Below are 21118 nucleotides of genomic sequence, written 5' to 3'. Positions count from 1 at the left end.
ACCGGGGTGTGGAGGAGCGGCGAGGCCTTAGAGCACCATGAAGAACTGGTCGCCGATCTCGACCCTGGCACCCCGGCCCACCAGATACCGCCGGCCCGGCTCGCAGCGCAGCGCCGGCGCCGGCGCCCGCCGCACGACGGTGCCGTTGCCGGAGAACCTGTCGTTGACCCAGAACTCGCCGTCGTGCTGGCCGAATTCGAGGTGGCTCTTGGACACCGACATGCCCAGGTCGGTGATTTGGATCAGGTGGTCGAACTGTTCCGACGGCTGGGGCAGCGGGCGGCGGCCGATGAGACCACTGCCGCGCACCGAAACGGTTTCGCCGGTGCTGAACTGCAGGGTGTACCGTGCGGGCTGCGACTTCTCGGCCGGTGCCGCCGCGTGAGCGCCGGCGGGGCGAACGGTCGGGGGCCCGCCATCGGCCGGCTGGTCATCGGCAGGGCCGTTACCCGCCGGCCACCACGGCACCGAGATCACCGTGGTGCGGGGTGCGAGCGGCTGGATAATGGTGGTGTCGCTGGGGCGCGGGTCGGCGCGCTTGCGGGTGATGGGGGTCGCCGAGGTCGAGCTGCCGCAGCCGCCGCAGAACATTGCGCCTTCTGGCAGGTGCGCCCCGCAAATTTGGCAGTTCACTGACCCGGTCCCTTCGTGCTCTCGCGAGCTCCCCACAGCCTGCGCCTGCGCCGGCCATCCCGCCCGGCAGTTCTCTTAGCGTAGCGACCGAATGACCGCACCGAGATGACCGCGCGCAGGCGGTCCCGACGGTTGAGTCCGGCCCGCAGGCCATTCTGCAGCTCCCGCACCGACACCCAGATGCCGTCAGGGTCGATCTCCGCCGCCCCGTCGGGAGCGAAGACGGCCCGGTCCACCTCCCGGGCCAGCCAGAGAGCGCGCACTCCGCCGACGGATCGGGCCAGCTCGGTGCGGGTCGCCAGGGGCGGCACGAACAGGCCGTGATCGGTCACGCTGTCGGCGAATTCCCGCCAGCCACCCACGATGCGGTCGATCGGCCGGTGGGCCAGACGGCGCTGTCGGCGACGCCGCCACTTGGCGACAACGATGCCGAGCAACGGTGCGGCGAGAAGGCCGAACCCGAGCAGGGACCAGGCCGCTATGCTCACGATCAGCCTGACCACAGCCCAGAACGGGTCGGCAGCGGCGGGCGGGTCGGTGGTCTGGCTTTCCGGCTGGCTGGGCTCGGGTTGTTCGGCGGTCTCCGGCACCGGCGGGGGCAGCACGGTCTGCGGGCGGGAGATCGGAGCGGGGTCGTCGGGTTGGCGGGCCGGGATCTCCCGGACGGGCGGGTTGGGATCCAGCGCCACCCAGCCGTCGGCCTGGGTCTGCACCTCGATCCACGCCGAGGCGTCGGCGCCGGTCACCGGGGCGGTAGCACCCTCCGCGGCGGGTACAAAGCCCACCACCACCCGCGCCGGAAAGCCGATCTGCCGGGCCATCAGAGCCGCCGTGACCGCGTATTGTTCGGCATCGCCGAGCATCGGCTGGTCCTGCAGCAGCTCGTCGATGCGGTCAACACCGTGCCCGGACCGGCTGACGGGTTCCCCGGCGGTGCCGTGGCTGACGTATCCGGTCGTGGCCAGGAAGTCGAGCACGGCCTGCAGGCTCTGGCCCGGCGTGTCGCCCGGCCGCAGGACACCGGCCAGGGTTTCTTCGAGGCCGTCGGGCAGCACCGCGGCGGGCGGTAGGACCGCGGAGCCGGGCCGGGCATCTGCCAGGTCACCGACGAGAGTGGGCACGACGGCGGTGCTGGTGTAGCTGTCGCCCTCCTCCAGGCCGGTGACCACGGCGGCGGTCCCACCGAGGTCGTTGTACACGAACGACTCCTGGCGGGCGGCCGCGGTGGCGCCGGTGAACTCGATCTGTTCCAGCGCTCCGACGCCGGGCACCCAGACGCCGTCGTACTCCCGGATCGACACCGACAGGGAGACCTCGTCGCCGCGCACGGCACTCTGGTCGAGGCGGTAGGGCAGCCTGGTGAAGGTGCCGGAGTCCGGCCCCGCCGCATCCGCGGTGCCCACCGAATACACCACCCCGTCGTAGTCGTCGAGGGTTGCCAGCCGGATGCGCCCGCCGGCCGGGAGCCCCTCGACCTCGAAGAGCACGGTGTCGGCGAGGTCCGGCTGCTGGTAGTTGCGGAACGCGGACAGCGGACTCGGGTAGGCGCGGGCGTCGAAAGGCGCCACCACTCGGGTGCGCAGCACGTCCCTGGCCGCGGTGGGCGGCAGGGCGACGGCGGCGACGGTGCCGGCCAGGACCGCCACCGTCAGCCCGAGAGCCGCGACGACCACGGACCGGGCCGCGCCCATCCGCCGGTCGGCCGCCGGCAGCCGCGCCGCGGTCGCCGACACCAGCAGGCGACCCCGGCGGCGTTCCAGGTTCAGCCAGAGCAGCCAGAGCACCAGCACGGCGAACAGCGCGAGGCCCAGCAGTGTGGGCGCCGTGGCCTGGCTGGGGCCGAGTGCGATGCCGGCCACGAACAGCAGCACCGGCGCCAGCAGGGCCGGTTCCGCGGCCCGGCTGCGGAGGGCCACCGAGAGCCCGATGACGCTGCTGAGCAGCACCAGGATCAGCGCGGGAACCAGCAGAGCCTGGTACGACCCGACCGGCAGAACGATGGTCACGAGTTGCTTCCAGCCGAGCGCCGTGGCCGGCACCAGCTCGGCGAGGCCGGCCAAGCTCGGCAGCACCCCGTAGAGGGCCCGGCCGGGCACGGCCAGCGGAACCCCGACGAGGAGATAACCGCCGATGGTCGTGAGGCCGACCAGCCAGGCCGGCCAGCGGAACGCGGTGCCGACGAGGGCGATGCCGCAGCCGAGCACCGCGGCGACGGCGACGAGCAGCACGAAGGCGCCGGTCTGGTAAATCGGCCACAGGGCGGCGGCGGCCACACCGGTGGCAGCCAACAGGGCCACGGTGTTGCCGATGATGAAGCGCCCGCTCATGCGGCGGCCCCCCGGGCCAGGCTGTGCTGCAGGTCGTCGAGGAAGCCGATGGTGAGCAGGCTCAGTCCGCCGGCCCGGCGGAGGCCCGGGCGGGCCCCTGGCTCGCAGACGACGGCGACCACCTCGACTCCGAGCGGGAATCCCGCCGCGGAGGCGCGCAGTGCGGCCAACGGCGTCGCAGATCCGCAGAGCAGGAACGCCACCGACAGCCCGTCGACGGCGGCGGCGGCCCGCCTGGACAGTGCGCGGACGCCGTCGGCGTCTGGCGCCAGGTCGACGCCGCTCAGGTCGTCGAGCAGCCGGGTGGGGGTGAGCGTGCTGAGCTGGCGCGAGCTGGCCAGCACCGACACCGTGCGTGCATCACGGATCGCCCGGATGCCCAGCGAGCCGGCCGCGCTGACGGCGAGCTCGAATTCCTCGTCGTCGGCGAAGTCGCCCGTGGCCAGGCTCAGGGCCACGAGCAGGTGGCTGCGGCGGGTCTGCTCGTATTGGCGCACCATGAGCCGGCCGGTCTTGGCAGTGCTCTTCCAGTGGATGCTACGCCGCTCGTCGCCGCTCTGATACTCGCGCAGCGCGTGGAACGCCACGTCGCTGGCGGTGAGGTCGCGGGTGGGTTGACCCTCGAGGTCGCGCACGAAGCCCTGGCTCATGCTGGGGATGGCGATGGTGCGCGGGTGCACGTAGAGGTCGATCCGCTGGGCGAGCACCGTCTCCAGCCGCACCAACCCCACCGGATCGGCCCGCGCTGTGTGCACGGGCCCGATCGGGATGATGCCCCGGCGCTCGGCGGGAACCACGAACACCTCGTTGATGCCGGCTCGGGCGGCCAGGGACGGCATCGGGAATTCGGCCAGCCCGGCGCCCACCGGTACCTGAACCGTCACGGCGGCCAGACGCCGGCCGGTCGGGTTGTGCACGTCGACCTGTCCGGGCACCCGCTCCCCCGCGACGACCCTCTCGACGGGCAGGGTCAACGTGATGTGGTGGCCGCTCTGGCCGAGCAGGTGCGCGAGCGCGCCGACCACCAGGACGGCGGCCGCCCAGCCGATCACGGTGAGTTCGGCCCAGCCCAGGCCGTAGCCGGCGCCGAGAAGTGCCGCCGCGCATCCGGCGACGCCCCAGCCGAGCGGTGTGACGGCCTGGAGCAGCCGGGTTCGTCTAGAGGACATCCGGCCTCTGGTCCTCCCCGCTGCGCGGCGGCGGCGTCTCGACCAGGATCCGGCCGATCACGCTCGACGCGCTGACCCCGTCGAATTCGGCCACCGCGTCCAGCAGCAGCCGGTGCGCGAGCACGGGTTCGGCGAGCGCCTTCACATCGTCGGGGGTCACGTAGTGGCGGCCCTGGGAGGCCGCGTAGGTCTTGGCGGTGCGGATGAGAGCGAGGGCACCCCGCACGCTGGCGCCCAGGCGTACCTCCGGGCTGGTGCGGGTGGCGTCGACGAGTCGGGCGACGTAGTCGTTGATGGTCGCGTCGACGAACACCGTGCGGGCCAGCGCCGCCACTTCGACGACGGACTCGGCCGAGAGCACCGGCGCCAGGCGGCCGTCGTGGGCGCGCCGGCCGGCGCCTTCCAGAATGCGCACGGTGGCCGCGTGGTCGGGGTAGCCGATCGAGGTCTTCATCAGGAACCTGTCCAGCTGGGCCTCCGGAAGCCTGTAGGTGCCGGCCTGCTCGATCGGGTTCTGGGTCGCGATCACCATGAACGGGCCCGCCACCCTGTGGGTGACACCGTCAACGGTGACCTGGCCCTCCTCCATCACCTCGAGCAATGCGGCCTGGGTCTTGGGGCTGGCCCGGTTGATCTCGTCGGCCAGCACGATGTTGGCGAACACCGGTCCGCGGTGGAATTCGAAGGTGGCCGTTCGCTGGTCGAAGATGCTCACGCCGGTGATGTCGCCCGGCAGCAGGTCGGGAGTGAACTGCACCCGGTTGCTGGTGCCGCGCACGCTCTGCGCGATGGCACGGGCCAGTGAGGTCTTCCCGGTGCCGGGAACGTCCTCCAAGAGCAGGTGGCCCTCACTGAACAGGGCGGTGAACGCCAGCCTGATGACGTGCTGTTTGCCCAGCACGACCTCCTCGACGCCGCGCACCAGCCTGTCGAACAGGGTCGCGAACTGACCGGCTTCCTCGATGCTCATCAGGTCGGCGTCGCGGCGGGCGCCCGGCTGGCCTGGGCTCACACGATCGGGGGTCAGGGTCATGGGGTGATCGCTTTCTTCGGGATCGGGCGGGAGTAGTCGAAGGTGTGGCCGTCCACCGTCACGGTGAGCAGCACTGTGCCGGATTCGGGCAGCGGGCCGGGCAGGGTGCAGGTGGTGGCGCTGTCGGCCGGAGTCGACGCCGTTCCGGCGACCGCGCACGCGAAGGTCGCCGCGAGGGTGCCGTTCTGCGGCGCGCCGGTCCAGGAGAACCGGCCGGACGGGCCGTCGTAGGCCAGTCCGGTCACGGTGAAGGTGACGGATGCCTCCGGCGCGGTGGTGGTGCCCGACCACGGCCCGCAGGAGCCCCACACCGTGCAGGCCTGCAGCTGGAAGGCCACCGCGGGGCCGAACGGCAGGCCGAGCAGGTCGCGCGGCCAGGTGCTGCCGCCGAAGCGCTGTACCGAGCCGGAGCCATCCGCGGCCCGGATGTTGTAGTGGTCGACACCGGCTGACGGGGTCACCCCGGTGAGGTGGTAGTCCCAGGCGTCACCCTGCTGCTCCATCGCACCCTGCACCTGGCTGATCGCGCCGGGAGCGGGCCGCACCAGGACCGTGGCAACGGCGGTCGCCGCGCAGCCGGCCCGGTTGTACCCCCAGACCACGAATGAGTAACTGCCATCGTCGGCGAGCAGGCCGTCGAACACGGCGCTGCGCCCGCCGGCCGGCACACTTTTCTGGTCGAGCACCACCCCTCCGGCGCGGGGTGCCGTGACGGTGCCGGGCGCGGGGCTCGACACCGAGCAGGCCTGCGCGCCGGTGGGCTGCCCGCCGCCGCTGATCCGCTGCACGAAGTAGCCCGCGACGGCGTCGCCGCGATCGGCGAAACCGTCCCAGGTCACGGTGACGGCGCCGCTGACATCGGTCGCCGTCGCGGTGATCCCGCCGGCGACCGCCGCGCCGTACGGCGTTCCGGTGGCGGCGGTGGTGTTCCAGCTCGACAGGGCGGGGTAGGCGTCGTTGCGGGCACTGACGGTATAGCCAATGCTGGTCCCGTTGGCCAGGCCGTCTACGCGCAGGGTGCAGCGGGCGGCCGCGCAGCGGGCTCCGGTGGCGCTCACCTCGGGTTGGGCGACCCCGGCGACACTGACCTGGTAGCCGCGGATGGCGGTGCCGCCGCCCGTCGCCGCCACGACGTCCCAGCCGAGCAGCAGGGCACCGTCTTCGGGCACGGCGGTGAGCCCGGTGGGTGCGGCCGGGATCACGTCGGACCAGACCGTGGCGGCGAGGGTGACTGCCGTCGCTGTGCCGACGCCGTTCTGCGCGGCGACGCTGACGCGCACGGCGTTCGCCTGCCCGTTGCCGGGTGTGGCGAGGGTGCAGGAAGTGGCCGCGCACACTGTGCTGCCGAGGGGGCGGCCGGAGGCGGCGCCGAGGGTGGTCACCTGGTAGCCGGTGATGGGCGAGTTGTTGGCGGCGCCGGGGTTGAAGACCACGGTGACGCGTCCGTCGGAGAAGCCCGTGGCCCGCAGCCCGGTGACGGCGTCGGGAACGTCCTGCACCGATACCCGAACGGTGCCCCAGGTGTACCGGTCGGGGTCGTTGGTGGCGTCAGCGACCTGGTACTGCAGGGTGCTGTCGGTGGGCTGCGCGTCGGCGGACACCCGCACGGTGAGTCTGCTGTTGTCGGCGCTGGGTGTGATCGTCACCCCGGCGGGCAGTGCGGCCGCATCCAGCCCGCGTACCGCGAGCACGCGCAGTGGGACCGCGGGGAACGGGTTGGTGGCGCCGTCGTTGGCGAGCACATCGATGATGGTGCTGCGCCCGCGGGGCGCGATGGCCGCATCCGTCGCCGGCAGCGCGAGGGGTCTGGTGGAGGCCACGACCTTCAGTTCGACGCGCCCGGCCTTTCCGGTGCTGAGGTCGTCGCGCACCCCGATCGTGACCGCGCTGGTGCTGCCCTTCGGGGTGCCGTCCAGAGCGGTCACGGTGAGCAGGCTGCCGTTCAGCGTCTGCTCGAAGCCGGTCGGCACCGGGTCGAGCACAGTGTAGGCGAGTTCGTCGCGGTCCTCCGGGTAGGGGTAGGAGGTGAGCTTGGCCAGGTCGATGACTTTCTTCTGGCCGGGTTCGAAGTCGATTCCCGCCCCGTCGAATGCGGGCGGCTGGTTCTCCCGCGGTGTCACGGTGATCGGCAGCACTATCGTGGCAGTGCGTCCGGCGGGGTCGGTCGCGCTGGCGCCGTCGGTCACCTCGAAGGAGATGGAGGCGGGCCCGAAATACTGGTCCGCGCTGGTGAACGCGAGGGTATGGGCACCCGTTGCGAGTTCGGCGCCGTTGGCGTGCGTGGCACGCACGGTGTTGCGGTCGGTCAGTTGCACGGGCTTGTCGCCGACGGCGACGACGTAGTCGTTGATGTCGATGTCGATGGTGGCCTCGCTGGCCACGACGAGTTTGGCGGCCCCGGCCCGCAGCTGCGGGAGGGCGTCGTCGGTTCCCGGTACCCAGACGAACGCGTAGGCGATGATCTCGGGGTCTTGGGGGTGGCTGACGCTGAACGGGATGATCTGGCTGGTCTTGGCGACGGACACGCGGATCCGGGCGGTGTCGGTGACCGTCGCCGCGCCGTCGTAGCCGGGCAGGACGGCCAGCAACAGGTCCCTGGCCGACCCTTCCGCGAAGAACACCCTGGCGAGCACGTCGACGTCGACGGTGTCGCGGCCCAGCACATCGGAGAGCATCAACCGGGTGTCGGCGGCCTCGGGGAGGGCCCGGGGGGCGTCCGGGGTCACGACGACGGTGAGGAAGGCGGAGCCGGTGCCGCCGCGCTCGTTCTGGATCTGATAGACGAAGCCGTACCGGCCGCTGACGTTCGGGGCGCGCACCACGACGAGGTCACCGTCGACGACGGCGGTGCCGGCGGCCCCCCTCGCGGCACCATCCGTCGCCTCGACCGCGGTGATGCTCAGTGCGCCGCCGTCGGGGTCGGAGTCGTTGCCGAGCACCCGCACCGACACCCGGGATCCGGGCCGCACGGTCACCTCATCCGGCACGGCGACCGGGTTGCGGGCCCCGTCCGGGCGCGGGCTGATGCCCACCCGCACGGTGCCGGTGGCACGGGCGCCGAGGGCGTCGATGACGGCGTAGCTGAAGGTGTCTGTACCCGCTGAGTAGTCGCCGGCCCGGTAGCTGAGCGAGTCGGCGTCGATGGCGGTGACGGTGCCCTTCTCGGGGTTGGTCTCCTGGCCGAGCAGCTGCACGGAGTCACCGTCGGGGTCGATCCCGGTGCGCGGGATCTGGATGCGCACGGTGTCACCCGCCAGCACCCGGGCGGTGACGGTGGGCGGCAGCGGCGGGTTGTTGGTGGCGGCGTCGGTCTCCCGCACCGAGATGCGCACCTCGGCGTTGGCGAACTGCCCGTCAGGGGCGCTCACCCTGTACACGGCGGTGAAGTTGCCGGTGCTGGCCGGGGCGAGGTAGCGCAACACCCGGCCGGAGGCGAAGAGCAGCCCGGCGCCGGCGGGCAGCGGGGTCGAGAGCACGGGGTCGAGAGTAAGCGGGTCGCCGTCGGGGTGTTCGTCGTTGGCGAGCACGGGGATGTCGATGGTGTCGCCGACCCGGACCGACACCGAGTCTGCCGCCGCGACGGGCGGCTGTCTGGTGGTCGCCGCGGGGATCTCGATCACCGTGACGGTGCCGGTGGCCGAGGCCAGGCCGTTGCTCACCGTGTAGTCGAAGCTGGTCGTGCCCGACTCGAGCGGGCGGGTCAGGGTGACCCTCAGAAGGTGCTGGTCGAGGATCTCGACGGTCAGTCCGCTGCCGGCAGGCACGTTGGAGCTTCCGGTGACCAGCAGCACTCCCCCGGCCGGATCGATGTCGGTTGCGAGCACGTCGATGACGGTGGGCTGCTGCGGGCGCAGGAAGGCGGTATGCGGCACCGTGATGGGCCGGCCGGGGCTGTCAGGGGCGGGGTCGACGTCGACCCGGATCAGCCCGGTCACGGTGGTCGCGCCGTCGGTCACCGCGTAGTCCAGGTAGTGCACGCCGACGGTGTCGGTGGCGAACCTGAAGGTTCCGCCGGCGAAGTCCGCCGTGATGCTGACACCGGGCTTGTCTGGCACAGCGCCCAGGCGGAGCGGACCATTGCCGCCGCGGGCGTGCTCCAGCGGAGCGACGGTGACCTCGCTGCCCGCCGTGGTGCGCACGGCGAACGCGTCGGCGACGATGGGCACGGTCCCGGCCGCACGCACCGTCACGTCCAGGGTCCCCGCGCCGGTGAGGCTGCCGTCCGAGACGGCGAGGCCGACCTGGGCGGCGTCGCCGCCGTCGCCGGCATCCGTGAACAGCACGGCGCCGGCCGGCGTCGAGGTCGCGGTGTCCGGGACCGCGGCGGTGGCCGCGGTGAGGTAGAACGGGTCACCGTCCGGGTCGATCCAGTCGCCGAGCACCTGGGTCTCGACGCTGCCGCCGGCCGCGACGGTGGCCCGGGTCTGGCGGGCCTGTGCGGGGGCGGAGTTTTCGTCCGGGCTGCGGACCGTGACCGTGACGGTGGCGTCGGCGGTGCCGCCGCGTCCGTCACTGACCGTGTAGTCGAAGCTGAGGCTGCCGGACGCCTCAGGGGTGAGGGTGAGCTGCAGCTGCTGGTTGCCGGCGACCAGGTCGATGCGGCCCTGCTCGGCCGGCGGCGGTTCCACACCGTCGATGACCAGCACGTCGTCGTTGGGGTCGTAGTCGTTCAGGAGCACCGGCAGGGTGACCGTGCGGCCGGGGCGGGCGCCGAACGCGTCGTCGATCGCGACCGGCGGCAGCTGGGTGTCCTCGTAGTCCGGCGGGGTGTCGTCGGTGGCGCTGGTCACCTCCTGCTGGTCGGAGACTGGGTCGATGAGGTCGTCCCAGTTGTCGATGAGTTCGTTGTCCCGCTGCACGTTCCAGGTGGCGCCGTTGCGGGCGTCGTTGAGCAGCAGCCGGGTGCCGTTCTGCCGGTATTCCAGGCGCGCGTCGCCGGCGAGTCCGGCGAGGGTTGCCGTGGTTCCAGCCGGCGAGCCGATGCCGCAGGCCTGCCAGGCGGTGCCGTCCGTCCACGCCGCGTAGGCACATCGACCGTCCTGGGCGGGCGCGGCCGGGCTGCCGGCGACAGACTGGTCGGCCAGGAGTTCGGTGGCAGCCCCACGGTCGAGTGGCACGCTGAGCAGACCGCTGCGGTGCGCGATCAGAACCCTGTCGCCGGCCGTCGCCGGCTCCTGCAGTCGGGGCAGGTCAGTGAGGCTGCCGCTGAGGTCGACGGCGCGTTGGGGTAGGTGCAGGATGCCGGTAGTCGTGTTCAGCAGCGCCCAGCTGCCGTTCACCTGGCTGAGCTGGTAGACGTCTGAGGGGTCCCCGGCCGATACCGTCCTCGTCTCGGCGACGGCATCCGGGTGGTCGGGGTCGATCCGCACGAGGGTCTGCGTGGCCGGGGTGAACGCGAACAGGACGCCGACCGCGTCGAGGCTGAACAGGGTCCCGGTGCCCAGCGCGAGGGCGGGATCTGTGGTGCTGTCGAAAGTCGCCAGGTCGGCGCTGTTCGCCCGCCAGAGGTCGCCGTCGGCCGAGATCGCGGCTAGGTCACCCGCCAGACGCACCTCGGGGGCATCCGGCGGCAGCGCCACACTGTCGGTGACCGTCGCGGTGGCCGGGTCGAGGATGTCCAGGGTGCCGTTGCCGGCGTCGACCACGAGCACTGTCCCACCGTGCTGCACCACGGAGGTGCGGTCGGATTCGACGGGAACCACGGTGTTCAGTTCGGCGATCTCGGTGTTGACTCTGCCCACCAGCTGCCGGGTTTCGCTGGCCACCCACACGGCTGCGTCACCCAGGTCGACTTTCTGCGCGGTGTAGCCGCCGGAGACCACCGCGACGGTGACCACCAGGGCGGTGACCAGGGTTCCGCCGGTGATCGAGGCGGCGAGGGAGCGGTGCGTGGCCAGCCAGCGGCGGATCATTGCGCTCCCGTGGCCGGGTCGACGCACTTCTCGGTGCTGGCGGCGCCGGTGCGTCCGTCGCGGTTCACGCTCACGGTGACGCAGACCGGCGTCCGGGCACCGCTCGGCGCGGTGTCGGTCTGGACCGTGAACTGGGTGCCGCGCTGGATGCTGCTCTCGCCGCTCCGCAGGCTGACCACGTAGCTGTCACTGTCGCGCAGGCCCGGGTCGGCCCAGCTGAACACAATGGTGCCATCGCCCGCGCGGCCGGTGACATCGCTGACCCGCGGCAGCGCGGAGTCCCCCGGGCTCGCGGGAGCGCCGGAGAGCACCGGGCCGAGCAGCAGGGCGCCGGCGACGACGCCGAGCCCGACCACCAGCAGGCCGCCGGCGACGACGGCCGCGAGAGTGCGCCGCCGCTGGGCGGGGCGCGGACGGTCGGCGCGGGTCGGGTCGGCGCGGGCCGGCGAAGCAGCGGTGCGGGCGGCGCCCGACTCCCGACGTTGGCGGCGGGCCGGCTGAGCGTCCACGGAGACCAGGCCGGTGATGCGGGTCTGATCGTCGGCGTCCCCGGCGGCCTGGGCTTCCCACTCGGCCGTCGCGAGCTCGAGCGGAGTCTGGGCGAGCCCGAGCTCGGCCTCTACGGCCTGCAGCTCCCGGATCAGCTCGAGCGCACTGGCCTGGCGCCGCTCGGGGCGTTTGGAGAGGGCCCGGGCCAGCACCAGCTCCAGGCGCTCCGGCACGTCGGGCCGACCGATGGGCGGCAGGGCCATCTTCTGGATGCGGGCCATCAGCTGGGCGGGCCCGTTGCGATCGCCGGGTAGTTCGAACGGCGACCGGCCGGCCAGCAGCGTGTAGAGCGTCGCCCCGAGTGACCAGACCTCGGCGGCCACCGAGCCCGGGCTCTCGTCGAACAGCACCTCGGGCGCCGACCACGGGATCGAGAGCCCGACCTGGTCGCTCTCCTCCACCTCACCGAGGGTGGCCGCAATGCCGAAGTCGGACAGGACCGGATGCCCGTACGCGGTGATCAGGATGTTCGACGGCTTGATGTCCCGGTGCAGCACGCCGGCCCGATGGGCGGTCTCCACGGCGCTGGCGATGGTCACCCCGATCCGGAGCAGTTCGGACACCGGCAGGCGGCCCGACCGGTAGCGCTGCTCGAGGGCGTTGGAGCAGTACTCCATCACCAGGAACGGGCGGCCGTCGGCGGACACCCCGGCCTGGAACACCGTGAGCACCGACGGGTGGGCTGACAGCTGAGCCATCAGGTTCGCCTCGGCCTGGAACAGACGCCTGACCGGGTCGCTGACAACCTCGGCGATGAGGACCTTGACTGCCACCTGGCGCCGCGGCAGGTTCTGTTCGTACAGGAACACATCGGCGAAGCCACCGGCACCCAACGGCCTCAGGTAGGAGAACCCCGGCAGGGCCGGGGGCGTCGACGGCAGTCTTACCGCCATGGCGCCTCCCGTGAATCGTCTCGAACGGTCGAAGGAACCGACCGGATTGCCTGCTTGCCCTGCCTGATCGCAGGATGTGGTCGTCGTCACGGGTATCGACGACCCTGCACAATTCTACGGCTGCGGGTCGTCAGGCCCCGGCAGCGGCGTCGGCCGCGTCGTCATGAACACCGGCGTCATGAGCATCGTCGTCATGAACATCGGCGTCATGAACACTCTCGTCATGACTACCGTCGAGATCGTCGACGCTGAGCACGTCCAGGACTATCGCGGTCACGTTGTCGCGGCCGCCGTTCTCCAGCGCCGCGGTCACCAGGGCCGCGACGGCGTCCTCGGCCTTCGGGTTCGACAGCAGAAAATGCCGGATGCCGTATGCGGTCAGCTCCTTGGTGAGACCGTCCGAACAGACCAGGATGCGCTGGCCCGCCGTCAGCGGCAGGATGCGATAGTCGGGCACCGGTGGTTCGTGGAATCCGACGGCCCGGGTGATGACATTTCCGTGCGGATGCACATCCGCTTCCTCACGGGTGATCCGGCCCGCGTCGACGAGCTCCTGCACCACCGAATGGTCGACCGTCACCTGCTCCAGGACTCCGGAGCTGAGCTGGTAGACCCGCGAGTCGCCGATGTTGTACGCGATGAACTGCGGGGCATCCGAGACGATGGCCACGGCAACGCCGGTGACGGTGGTGCCGGTGCCCAGGTCGGTGACGCCTTCGCCGGCCTTCATGTCGTCAACGGCGAGGGCGAGGGCCCGGTTGATGGCCTCTGCCGTCGTATCAGCGTCGCTGCCCAGTTCGGCGAGCCGGGTCACCACGGCCTTGCTGGCGACATCGCCGGCGGAGTGGCCGCCCATGCCGTCGGCCACCGCAAAAATGGGTGATCGGGTTACCAGGCTGTCTTCATTGACTTCGCGGCGATGACCAACGTCGGTGAGCGCGGACCAGGCCAGGGTGACGGATTTCTTCACCGCGGGGAGCGCGATCGTGTGGCTGGGTGAGCCTTGACCTATCTGGGTCACGGGTGGTGCCTTCCGAATACAAACGTGCGGCAACGCAGCGAACGACGGTCAGTCCGCTGGCAGTATCTCGATCAGGTTACCGTCCCCGATGTCCACCGTTGTACCGGGCAACACCGTGAGCGAGGCTCCGAAGCGCAACCGCTGGGTGCGACCGAGGGGAAAATGAACCAGTGTGCCGTTCGTCGAACCGAGGTCGGTGACGACGACGGCGTCGCCGTCCTGCCGGATTTCGAGGTGATTCGCCGAGACGAGCGCTGTCGTTGAGGCCACCACGATCAGCTCCAGCCGCTCACCGGGCTGGATGCGCCGAGGCCGGGGGCTTCGCCCGATCCGGTACACCGCGCCCAGTCGCACCACCTCGCCGGTGGCCAACCTGAACCCGTGGGGCCCCGGCCGGTCGGCGGGTTCGTCGGCGGCAGATTCGGCGGCGGATTCGCCGACGGAGGGGTCGGCCGGTTCGCCCGACGGCTCGACGGCCGGTGCACCGGCGGCCACGACGACAACACGGTCACGCATTCGCCGGTCAAGCACGACGGTGTCGTCCACGATCCGCCTGGGGCGAAGCACAGTGTCAGCGGTGCCGTCCGGTTCCCCGGCGACCGACCAGAACAGGGTGTCACCGGCGTCGATGCCCGTGCCCAGCATCCGCCCGGCAGCCAGCCGGTCGGCCCGAGCGACGGCGGCCAGCGGTGAGCCGATCACCAGCCCGGTCACGGACTGGAACTCCGCCAGCAGCCAGGGCCTGATGTTGCGGTCGGTGAACCGGCGGGATCCCCCGATCGAGAAGACGTCCACGGCGATGGCTCCACGCACGACGGCGTGCACGGGGATGCCGTCTTGCGTCGGGTCGTCTCCGTTTGTCCCGTCGCCGGCGCGGCGGACGCCCGGCACGATCACCGCGAACGCGTCCGGTTCTCCAGCACCGCCAAGCGGGATCAGCGACACGAGCGCCTCGAGTGTGACGGCGGTCTCAGCGGCGAGGGCGTGCAGGGCGGCCACGACGGGGCTGGCGGTGCTGGCGGGCACAACGGCCAGGAACCCGCGGCCCACCACGAACGTCCATTCGGCGCTCTCCAACGGCGCGGTCTCGCAGCCGACCCGTCCCAGTTGCATCAGGCTCCCTCGTTCCTTTGATGCTAAACCCGACGGCCGAGTCGACTCAGCCGATGTAGCTCATCACGTGCTTGATCCGGGTGTAGTCCTCGAAGCCGTACATTGACAGGTCCTTGCCGTAGCCGGAGTGTTTGAACCCGCCGTGCGGCATCTCGGCGACGATCGGAATGTGGGTGTTGATCCAGACGCAGCCGAAGTCCAGGCGCTTGGCCATCCGCATGGCCCGCCCATGATTGGAGGTCCACACCGACGAGGCCAGCCCGTACTGCACGTCGTTGGCCCAGGCCAGGGCCTCGGCTTCATCGGTGAAGCTCTGCACGGTGATCACCGGGCCGAAGATCTCCCGCTGCACCGCCTCGTCGGTCTGCCGCAGCCCGCTCACCACGGTGGCCTCGTGGAAATAGCCGGTGCTGCCCTGCCGGTGGCCGCCGAGCTCGACCACGGCGTGGTCGGGCAGCCGGTCGATGAAGCCGGTCACCTGGTCCAGCTGGTTGCGGTTGTTCACCGGTCCGAACAGGATGCCCGCCTCGCTCGGCGGCCCGGTGCGGGCGTTCTGGGCGGCGTGGGCGGCGAGCGCCGCCACGAACTCGTCGTGGATGCCGGCCTGCACGAGCACCCGGGTGGCTGCCGTGCAGTCCTGGCCGGCGTTGAAGAAGCCTGCCGCGCTGATGCCCTCAACGGCCTGCGCGATGTCGGCGTCGTCGAAGACGACGACCGGCGCCTTGCCGCCGAGCTCCAGGTGCACCCGTTTGAGGTCGGTGGCGGCGGCCCTGGCCACCTCCATGCCGGCGCGCACCGAACCGGTGATCGAGACCAGTTGCGGGATCTTGTGGTCGATCATCGCCGCTCCGGTGCTGCGATCCCCCATCACCACGTTGAACACGCCCGGCGGCAGGAACTCCGCAGCCACCTCCGCCAGCAGCAGGGTGGCGCTCGGGGTGGTGTCGGAGGGCTTGAGCACCGTGGTGTTGCCGGCGGCGAGCGCCGGGGCGAACTTCCACACCGCCATGTTCAGCGGGTAATTCCACGGTGTCACCTGACCGACGACGCCGATCGGCTCCCGGCGGATGAAAGAGGTGTGGTCCTTCATATACTCGCCGCCGCTTCTGCCCTCGAGCACCCTGGCGGCACCGGCGAAGAACCGGATCTGGTCCACCGACACCAGGATCTCGTCGTCGACGAGGGTGCTGCGCGGTTTGCCGGTGTCCCGGGATTCCGCGTCGGCGAATTCCTCTGCGCGCGCCTCCACGCCATCGGCGATGCGGAACAGGGCCAGCTGGCGTTCGGCGGGGGTGGATTCGCCCCAACCCTCGAACGCGGCCGCGGCGGCCCGGTAGGCCGAATCCACGTCGGCGGCGGTCGACACCGGGCTGGAGCCGTAGCTCTGCTCGGTGGCAGGGTCGATGAGGTCGATGGTGGTCGCTGAGGTGGACTCGACGTGGTCGCCGTTGATGAAGTTGCGTAGCGCGCTCATGCGCGTCAGCCTAGCCGCCCGGAATCCGTTGTGAAACTCGTGTTTCACGACTGATTCACTTGCCGCATAGCCCCTTCACTGTCACAATCGGGTGATGAGCAGCAATGGACGCGGCAGTGCGGGTCGGCCCGCGCAACTGGACGATGTGTCCAAGAAGATCATCGAGCAGCTGCAGGTGGACGGCCGGCGGTCCTACGCCGAGATCGGCAAGGCTGTCGGTCTGAGCGAGGCCGCGGTGCGCCAACGCGTGCAGAAACTCACCGAGGCCGGGGTCATGCAGGTCGTCGCGGTGACCGACCCCATGCAGCTGGGCTTCTACCGGCAGGCCATGATCGGCATCCGCGCCACCGGAGACACCCGGGTCCTGGCCGATCAGCTCGCCGCGATCGCCGCCGTCGACTACGTCGTGCTCACCGCAGGTTCCTTCGACATCCTGGCCGAGGTCGTCTGCGAGAACGACGACGAACTGATCGCCCTGCTCAATTCACAGATCCGCGCGCTTGAGGGGGTCGCCTCGACCGAGACCTTCGTCTACCTCAAGCTTCACAAACAGTTGTACAACTGGGGAACACGGTAACCGCGATGACCATCACAGAGCCCACCATCGGCCCACGCGTCTACACCGACGCCGAGAACGCCGACCTGCAGCAGAAGGCGAAGGACCACCTCTGGATGCACTTCGCCCGCCAGTCGGTGCTGGAATCCGGTGCCGGTGTTCCCGTCATCACCAAGGGGCTGGGCCACCACATTTGGGACTCCACCGGCAAGCGCTACATCGACGGCCTGAGCGGGTTGTTCGTGGTGAACGCCGGTCACGGCCGCAAACGCCTCGCCCAGGCGGCCGCGACGCAGGCCGAGGAACTCGCGTTTTTCCCGCTCTGGTCCTACGCTCACCCGAGCGCCATCGAGCTCGCCGACAGGCTGGCCGAGCATGCCCCGGGCGACCTCAACCGGGTGTTCTTCTCCACCGGCGGTGGCGAGGCCGTCGAAACCGCGTTCAAGCTGGCCAAGTACTACTGGAAGTTGCAGGGCCGGCCCACCAAGCACAAGGTGATCTCCCGCTCGGTCGCCTATCACGGCACCACCCAGGGTGCCTTGGCGATCACAGGTATCCCCGCGCTCAAGGAGATGTTCGAGCCGGTCACCCCCGGCGGGTTCAGGGTGCCGAACACCAACTTCTACCGGGCCGATGAGATGGGTTCGGGGCACGGCGACGACGTGGAAGCGTTCGGCCTGTGGGCCGCGAACCGTATCGAAGAGATGATCCAGTTCGAGGGGCCGGAAACCGTGGCCGCGGTGTTCCTGGAGCCCGTGCAGAACTCCGGCGGCTGTTTCCCACCGCCGCCGGGCTACTTCAAGCGGGTGCGCGAGATCTGCGACACCTACGACGTGCTGCTGGTGGCCGATGAGGTCATCACGGCGTTCGGCCGGATGGGCAACATGTTCGCCTCGACGACCTTCGGCATCGAACCGGACATGATCACCTGCGCCAAGGGCATGACCAGCGGGTACTCTCCGATCGGCGCGACGATCATCAGCGACCGCATCTACGAACCGTTCAAGCACGGCGACACGGCGTTCTATCACGGCTACACCTTCGGCGGCCATCCGGTCTCCGCAGCGGTGGCGCTGGCCAACCTCGACATTTTCGAGGAGGAGAAGCTCAACGAGAACGTGCGGGAGAATTCGCCGGTGTTCAGGGCGGAGCTGGAGAAGCTGCTCGAACTGCCGATCGTGGGTGATGTGCGCGGCGAGGGGTACTTCTTCGGCATCGAGCTGGTCAAGGACAAGGCCACCAAGGAGACCTTCAACGACGCGGAGTCCGAGCGGTTGCTGCGCGGATACCTGTCCGGTGCGCTGTTCGAGGCGGGGCTGTACTGCCGGGCGGATGACCGGGGCGACCCCGTCGTGCAGCTCGCACCGCCGCTGACCATCGGCCCGGCCGAGATCCACGAGATCGGCGACATCCTGCACGGCGTGCTGTCGGAGGCGCCGAAGCACCTCTAGCCGGTCGCTCGGCCCGGTGCTAGCGTGAAATGGTGACTCCGCAGGAACTCGAGATTCTCGCCTGCCTGCGCCGGGCCCGGGACCTGATTGATCGGGAGTACGCGAACCCGCTCGACGTCCCCACCATGGCGCGCCGGGCGCTGATGTCGCCCGCGCACTTTTCCCGACGGTTCCGGGCGGCGTACGGCGAGACGCCGTACAGCTACCTGATGACCCGCCGGATCGAGCGGGCGATGGCGTTGCTCCGCGGTGGCGCGAGCGTCACGGATGCCTGCATGAGGGTCGGCTGCACCTCGCTGGGCTCGTTCAGCACCCGGTTCGCCGAGATCGTCGGCGAGGCTCCGAGCGCCTATCGGGCGCGCACGCACGCGTCCGTGACGGCCATGCCGGCCTGTGTCGCCCAGACTCACACCCGCCCGGTTCGGCGCCCGCCGGGCACTGCCCGCGAATCGAGCAGGATCCAAGAAGCGCGCCGGACGCTAGCGGCCTAGATTCGTCGCATGACAACGACAATCTCACTCCAGTACTGCAACATCACCGTCAACGATGTCGACGAGGCGATCGCGTTCTATCGGGACGCGCTCGGGCTCGAGGTGCGCAGCGACGTGCCGTCCGGAAAATTCCGCTGGGTCACGCTCGGCAGCGATGCCCAGCCCGGTCTCGAGATCGTGCTGTCGGAGCCGCACGCCGGCCGGTCGCCGGCCGACGGCGATGCGCTCCAGGAGCTGCTCACCAAGGGGGTCCTGCCGATGCTCGTGTTCCGCTCGGACGACGTCGACGCGACGTTCGAGACCGTGCGTGCGTCCGGCGCCGAGGTGCTCCAGGAGCCCACCGACCAGCCCTGGGGCCCACGCGACTGCGCCTTCCGGGATCCGTCCGGAAACACCGTGCGCATCGCGCAGGCCCCGGCTGCCTGAACGGGCTCAGAGGTCCGTCTCGTCGGGCACCTCGAAGGCCCACTCCGGCAGGTGGCCGCTGCCGATCAGCTGCAACAGCAGCCGCGCCATGCCGTACTCGCCGTCGATGTCCAGGGCCGTGTCGATGTAGATTCCCGCGACCGACCCGCGGCCCAGCGTCCAGCTCAGCCAGGCCAGCATGCACAGCGGCGCCGGCCTGGCCGACCGGGGTGCCATCGCCACGAGCAGCTTGAGCAGCCGGATGCCCCGGCTGACCCGTTCCGGGTCCGGCCGGTCCCGGCTGAGGCCGAGCATCAGGTCCCCGGTCGTCGGCGAGTCTTCCTGCAGCGCCCGGCCGGCCGCCATATCGGCCTCGACGACGTCGTCCATGCTCAGGCCCGTCTCCCGCTGCCGTCTGGCGTAGTGCCGGTTCAGCGCCAGGCTGCGGTGGCCCTCGGCCTCGCCGAAGGCGAACTGCAGCATCATCTGGTCGCGGGTGGCCGGACCCTGAATCAGGAAGAGCAGCGCGGCGGCCTCGTCGATGCTGAGCTCGGCGGGGTTCACGCCCAGCGCGGATTCCGCGGTGCCGACAGGGTCGAGCATGTCGCCGACCATCTCGATCAGTTCAGGGACCGGCCCCAGGTCGGGGCCGAGCCGTTGGTAGCGGGCCAGGCGCCTGGCGCAGCGTTCCCGGGTGGCGAGGTCCACCCTGGGCAACTCGGCGCCGGTGTGCAACCGGCCCAATTCACGGCGGGCGTCGCCTGGGATTCCCTCGCTGACGCTGGAGTCCTTGATTTCGCGGAGCGGATGCCGCAGCGGTTGCTTGCGTGGCCGGCCACGGTCAGGTGCGGCGTCCAGGTAGGAGGCCCAGCCATCCGCGGCCACGCACAGGGCGTCGCGCACCAGGAAGCCGGCCTGGCCGGCGCGGGTGAGGATCGCCCGCAGGAACGCGCCCTGCGGCAGGTCGGCCACGTCGGTCGCCGGGGCGTCGCCGATCGACTCGTCGGTGTAGCTCACCGGTACGAGGGCGTCAACGCCGGGAATCTTGCACAGGGTGCCGAGCAGGGCGCCGGCGATGCGTCGGAGTTCCTGCGGACCGGCGTCGGGGCTGGGGAGGTTGAACCGCAGCGCACCGCAGGTGCGGTTGCCGCGGAACGCGACGAGCACCAGGCTTTGGGCGGGGTGGAAGCCCACAAGTTGGGGCACGAGGGCGAGGAAATCCTGGGGAGTCGGGGTCTTCACGATTGTCTTCTGCATGCCTCGACGGTGCGCCGGATCCGGCCAGGGCGACCGGACGCCGGCCGACCTGTGCAGAACCTGCCGGGCCGGTGGCCTGTGCACTACTCGGTCGGCGGGGTGGGGCCGGGTGCGGCTGATAATCTCAACACAAATGAATCAGATCAATACGACGTATCCGGAGGCCCCCGCGGCCTCCGCGACAGCACCCGCCGCACCCATGTCCGCAGCCCCCGCAGCCCCGTCCCACGGCCCCCTCGCCGATCCCGGCGCCCTCGGCCTGGGCGCGTTCGCGCTCACGACCTTCGTGCTCAGCATGTCCAACACCGGAATCGTTCCCTCCAGCGTCGCCGTCCTCGGCCTCGCGCTGTTCTACGGCGGCATCGCCCAGGTCATTGCCGGCATCTGGGAGCTGCGCAACGGCAACACCTTCGGCGCCACGGCGTTCACCTCGTTCGGTGCGTTCTGGCTGGCGTTCTGGTACCTGGAGAGCACCGGCGGCAACGTCGAGGCCGGCGCCGCCGGCATGGGCACCTTCCTGCTGGCCTGGGCGATCTTCACGCTCTACATGACCGTGGCCGCCAAGAAGACCAACGGCTCGATCTTCATCGTCTTCGTCGCCCTCTCGATCACCTTCGTGCTGCTGGCCATCGGCGCGTACACCGGGATCACCGCGATCCACCAGCTCGGCGGCTGGTTCGGCATCCTCACCGCACTGCTGGCCTGGTACGGCTCGTTCGCCGTGGTCTACAACTCCACCGCCGGCCGCGCCGTCCTCCCCGTCTGGCCCGCCAAGTAACCCACTCCCTCCCCCTCGCGAACTGTGAGAAAAGCCCCAGAAACTCGACGTTTCTG

Annotated in this window: 15 protein-coding genes; 5 read left to right on the top strand and 10 right to left on the bottom strand. The window is 70.6% G+C overall.

Annotated elements, in window-relative coordinates; all coding sequences use genetic code 11:
• Window positions 1–27 precede the first annotated feature (27 nt).
• The 9 genes from B7495_RS04225 to B7495_RS04185 form a co-directional block, all read right to left on the bottom strand.
• On the bottom strand, window positions 28–633 hold the full coding sequence (locus tag B7495_RS04225) for an FHA domain-containing protein (RefSeq protein ID WP_088455472.1): 606 nt from the start codon (window positions 631–633) through the stop codon (window positions 28–30).
• Complete coding sequence (locus B7495_RS04220; RefSeq protein WP_088455471.1) at window positions 630–2960, bottom strand: transglutaminase domain-containing protein; 2331 nt, start codon at window positions 2958–2960, stop codon at window positions 630–632. Before B7495_RS04220 ends, B7495_RS04225 begins: the two co-directional genes overlap by 4 nt.
• Complete coding sequence (locus tag B7495_RS04215; RefSeq protein WP_088455470.1) at window positions 2957–4129, bottom strand: DUF58 domain-containing protein; 1173 nt, start codon at window positions 4127–4129, stop codon at window positions 2957–2959. Before B7495_RS04215 ends, B7495_RS04220 begins: the two co-directional genes overlap by 4 nt.
• On the bottom strand, window positions 4119–5099 hold the full coding sequence (locus B7495_RS04210) for a MoxR family ATPase (protein WP_088457898.1): 981 nt from the start codon (window positions 5097–5099) through the stop codon (window positions 4119–4121). The genes B7495_RS04215 and B7495_RS04210 overlap by 11 nt, the downstream gene beginning before the upstream one ends.
• 59 nt (window positions 5100–5158) lie before the next feature.
• Entirely contained in the window at window positions 5159–11074 is a 5916-nt protein-coding gene (locus tag B7495_RS04205) for an Ig-like domain-containing protein (protein WP_088455469.1), read from the bottom strand.
• Window positions 11071–12516 (bottom strand): serine/threonine-protein kinase, encoded by a 1446-nt coding sequence (locus tag B7495_RS04200; RefSeq protein ID WP_088455468.1) that lies wholly within the window; start codon window positions 12514–12516, stop codon window positions 11071–11073. The genes B7495_RS04205 and B7495_RS04200 overlap by 4 nt, the downstream gene beginning before the upstream one ends.
• Window positions 12517–12646: 130 nt before the next feature.
• Window positions 12647–13537, bottom strand: a complete 891-nt coding sequence (locus B7495_RS04195; protein ID WP_088455467.1) for a PP2C family serine/threonine-protein phosphatase — start codon at window positions 13535–13537, stop codon at window positions 12647–12649.
• A 48-nt stretch (window positions 13538–13585) separates the two neighbouring features.
• Window positions 13586–14650 carry an FHA domain-containing protein gene (locus B7495_RS04190; RefSeq protein WP_088455466.1) on the bottom strand — a complete coding sequence of 355 codons (1065 nt, stop codon included), beginning with the start codon at window positions 14648–14650 and terminating at the stop codon, window positions 13586–13588.
• A gap of 46 nt (window positions 14651–14696) precedes the next feature.
• Entirely contained in the window at window positions 14697–16124 is a 1428-nt protein-coding gene (locus B7495_RS04185; protein ID WP_088455465.1) for a gamma-aminobutyraldehyde dehydrogenase, read from the bottom strand.
• Window positions 16125–16218: 94 nt separating this feature from the next.
• Here B7495_RS04185 and B7495_RS04180 point away from each other — a divergent pair, with 94 nt between their 5' ends.
• From B7495_RS04180 to B7495_RS04165, 4 genes are read left to right on the top strand one after another with little or no spacing between them, the layout of a single operon-like run.
• Window positions 16219–16701, top strand: coding sequence for an Lrp/AsnC family transcriptional regulator (locus B7495_RS04180; RefSeq protein WP_088455464.1), 483 nt, complete (start codon window positions 16219–16221; stop codon window positions 16699–16701).
• 5 nt (window positions 16702–16706) lie between these two features.
• On the top strand, window positions 16707–18131 hold the full coding sequence (locus tag B7495_RS04175; RefSeq protein ID WP_088455463.1) for an aspartate aminotransferase family protein: 1425 nt from the start codon (window positions 16707–16709) through the stop codon (window positions 18129–18131).
• Window positions 18132–18163: 32 nt separating this feature from the next.
• Complete coding sequence (locus B7495_RS04170; protein WP_088457897.1) at window positions 18164–18622, top strand: helix-turn-helix transcriptional regulator; 459 nt, start codon at window positions 18164–18166, stop codon at window positions 18620–18622.
• Between the two features lie 9 nt (window positions 18623–18631).
• A complete protein-coding gene (locus tag B7495_RS04165) occupies window positions 18632–19048 on the top strand; it encodes a VOC family protein (protein ID WP_088455462.1) in 417 nt (138 codons plus the stop codon).
• Window positions 19049–19054: 6 nt separating this feature from the next.
• Here the strand turns inward: B7495_RS04165 and B7495_RS04160 are convergent, their stop codons facing one another.
• Window positions 19055–20284 carry a DUF4192 family protein gene (locus tag B7495_RS04160; protein ID WP_088455461.1) on the bottom strand — a complete coding sequence of 410 codons (1230 nt, stop codon included), beginning with the start codon at window positions 20282–20284 and terminating at the stop codon, window positions 19055–19057.
• A 133-nt stretch (window positions 20285–20417) separates the two neighbouring features.
• On the opposite strand from B7495_RS04160, the gene B7495_RS04155 reads away from it, so the two are divergent.
• Window positions 20418–21062, top strand: coding sequence for an acetate uptake transporter (locus B7495_RS04155; RefSeq protein ID WP_240632392.1), 645 nt, complete (start codon window positions 20418–20420; stop codon window positions 21060–21062).
• Window positions 21063–21118 lie beyond the last annotated feature (56 nt).

The sequence above is a fragment of the Cryobacterium sp. LW097 genome (assembly GCF_002205495.2).
Classification (GTDB): Bacteria; Actinomycetota; Actinomycetes; order Actinomycetales; family Microbacteriaceae; genus Cryobacterium; species Cryobacterium zongtaii.
The sequence above is the reverse complement of the archived record's forward strand: the minus strand, read 5'-3'. Positions and strand labels throughout refer to the sequence as shown.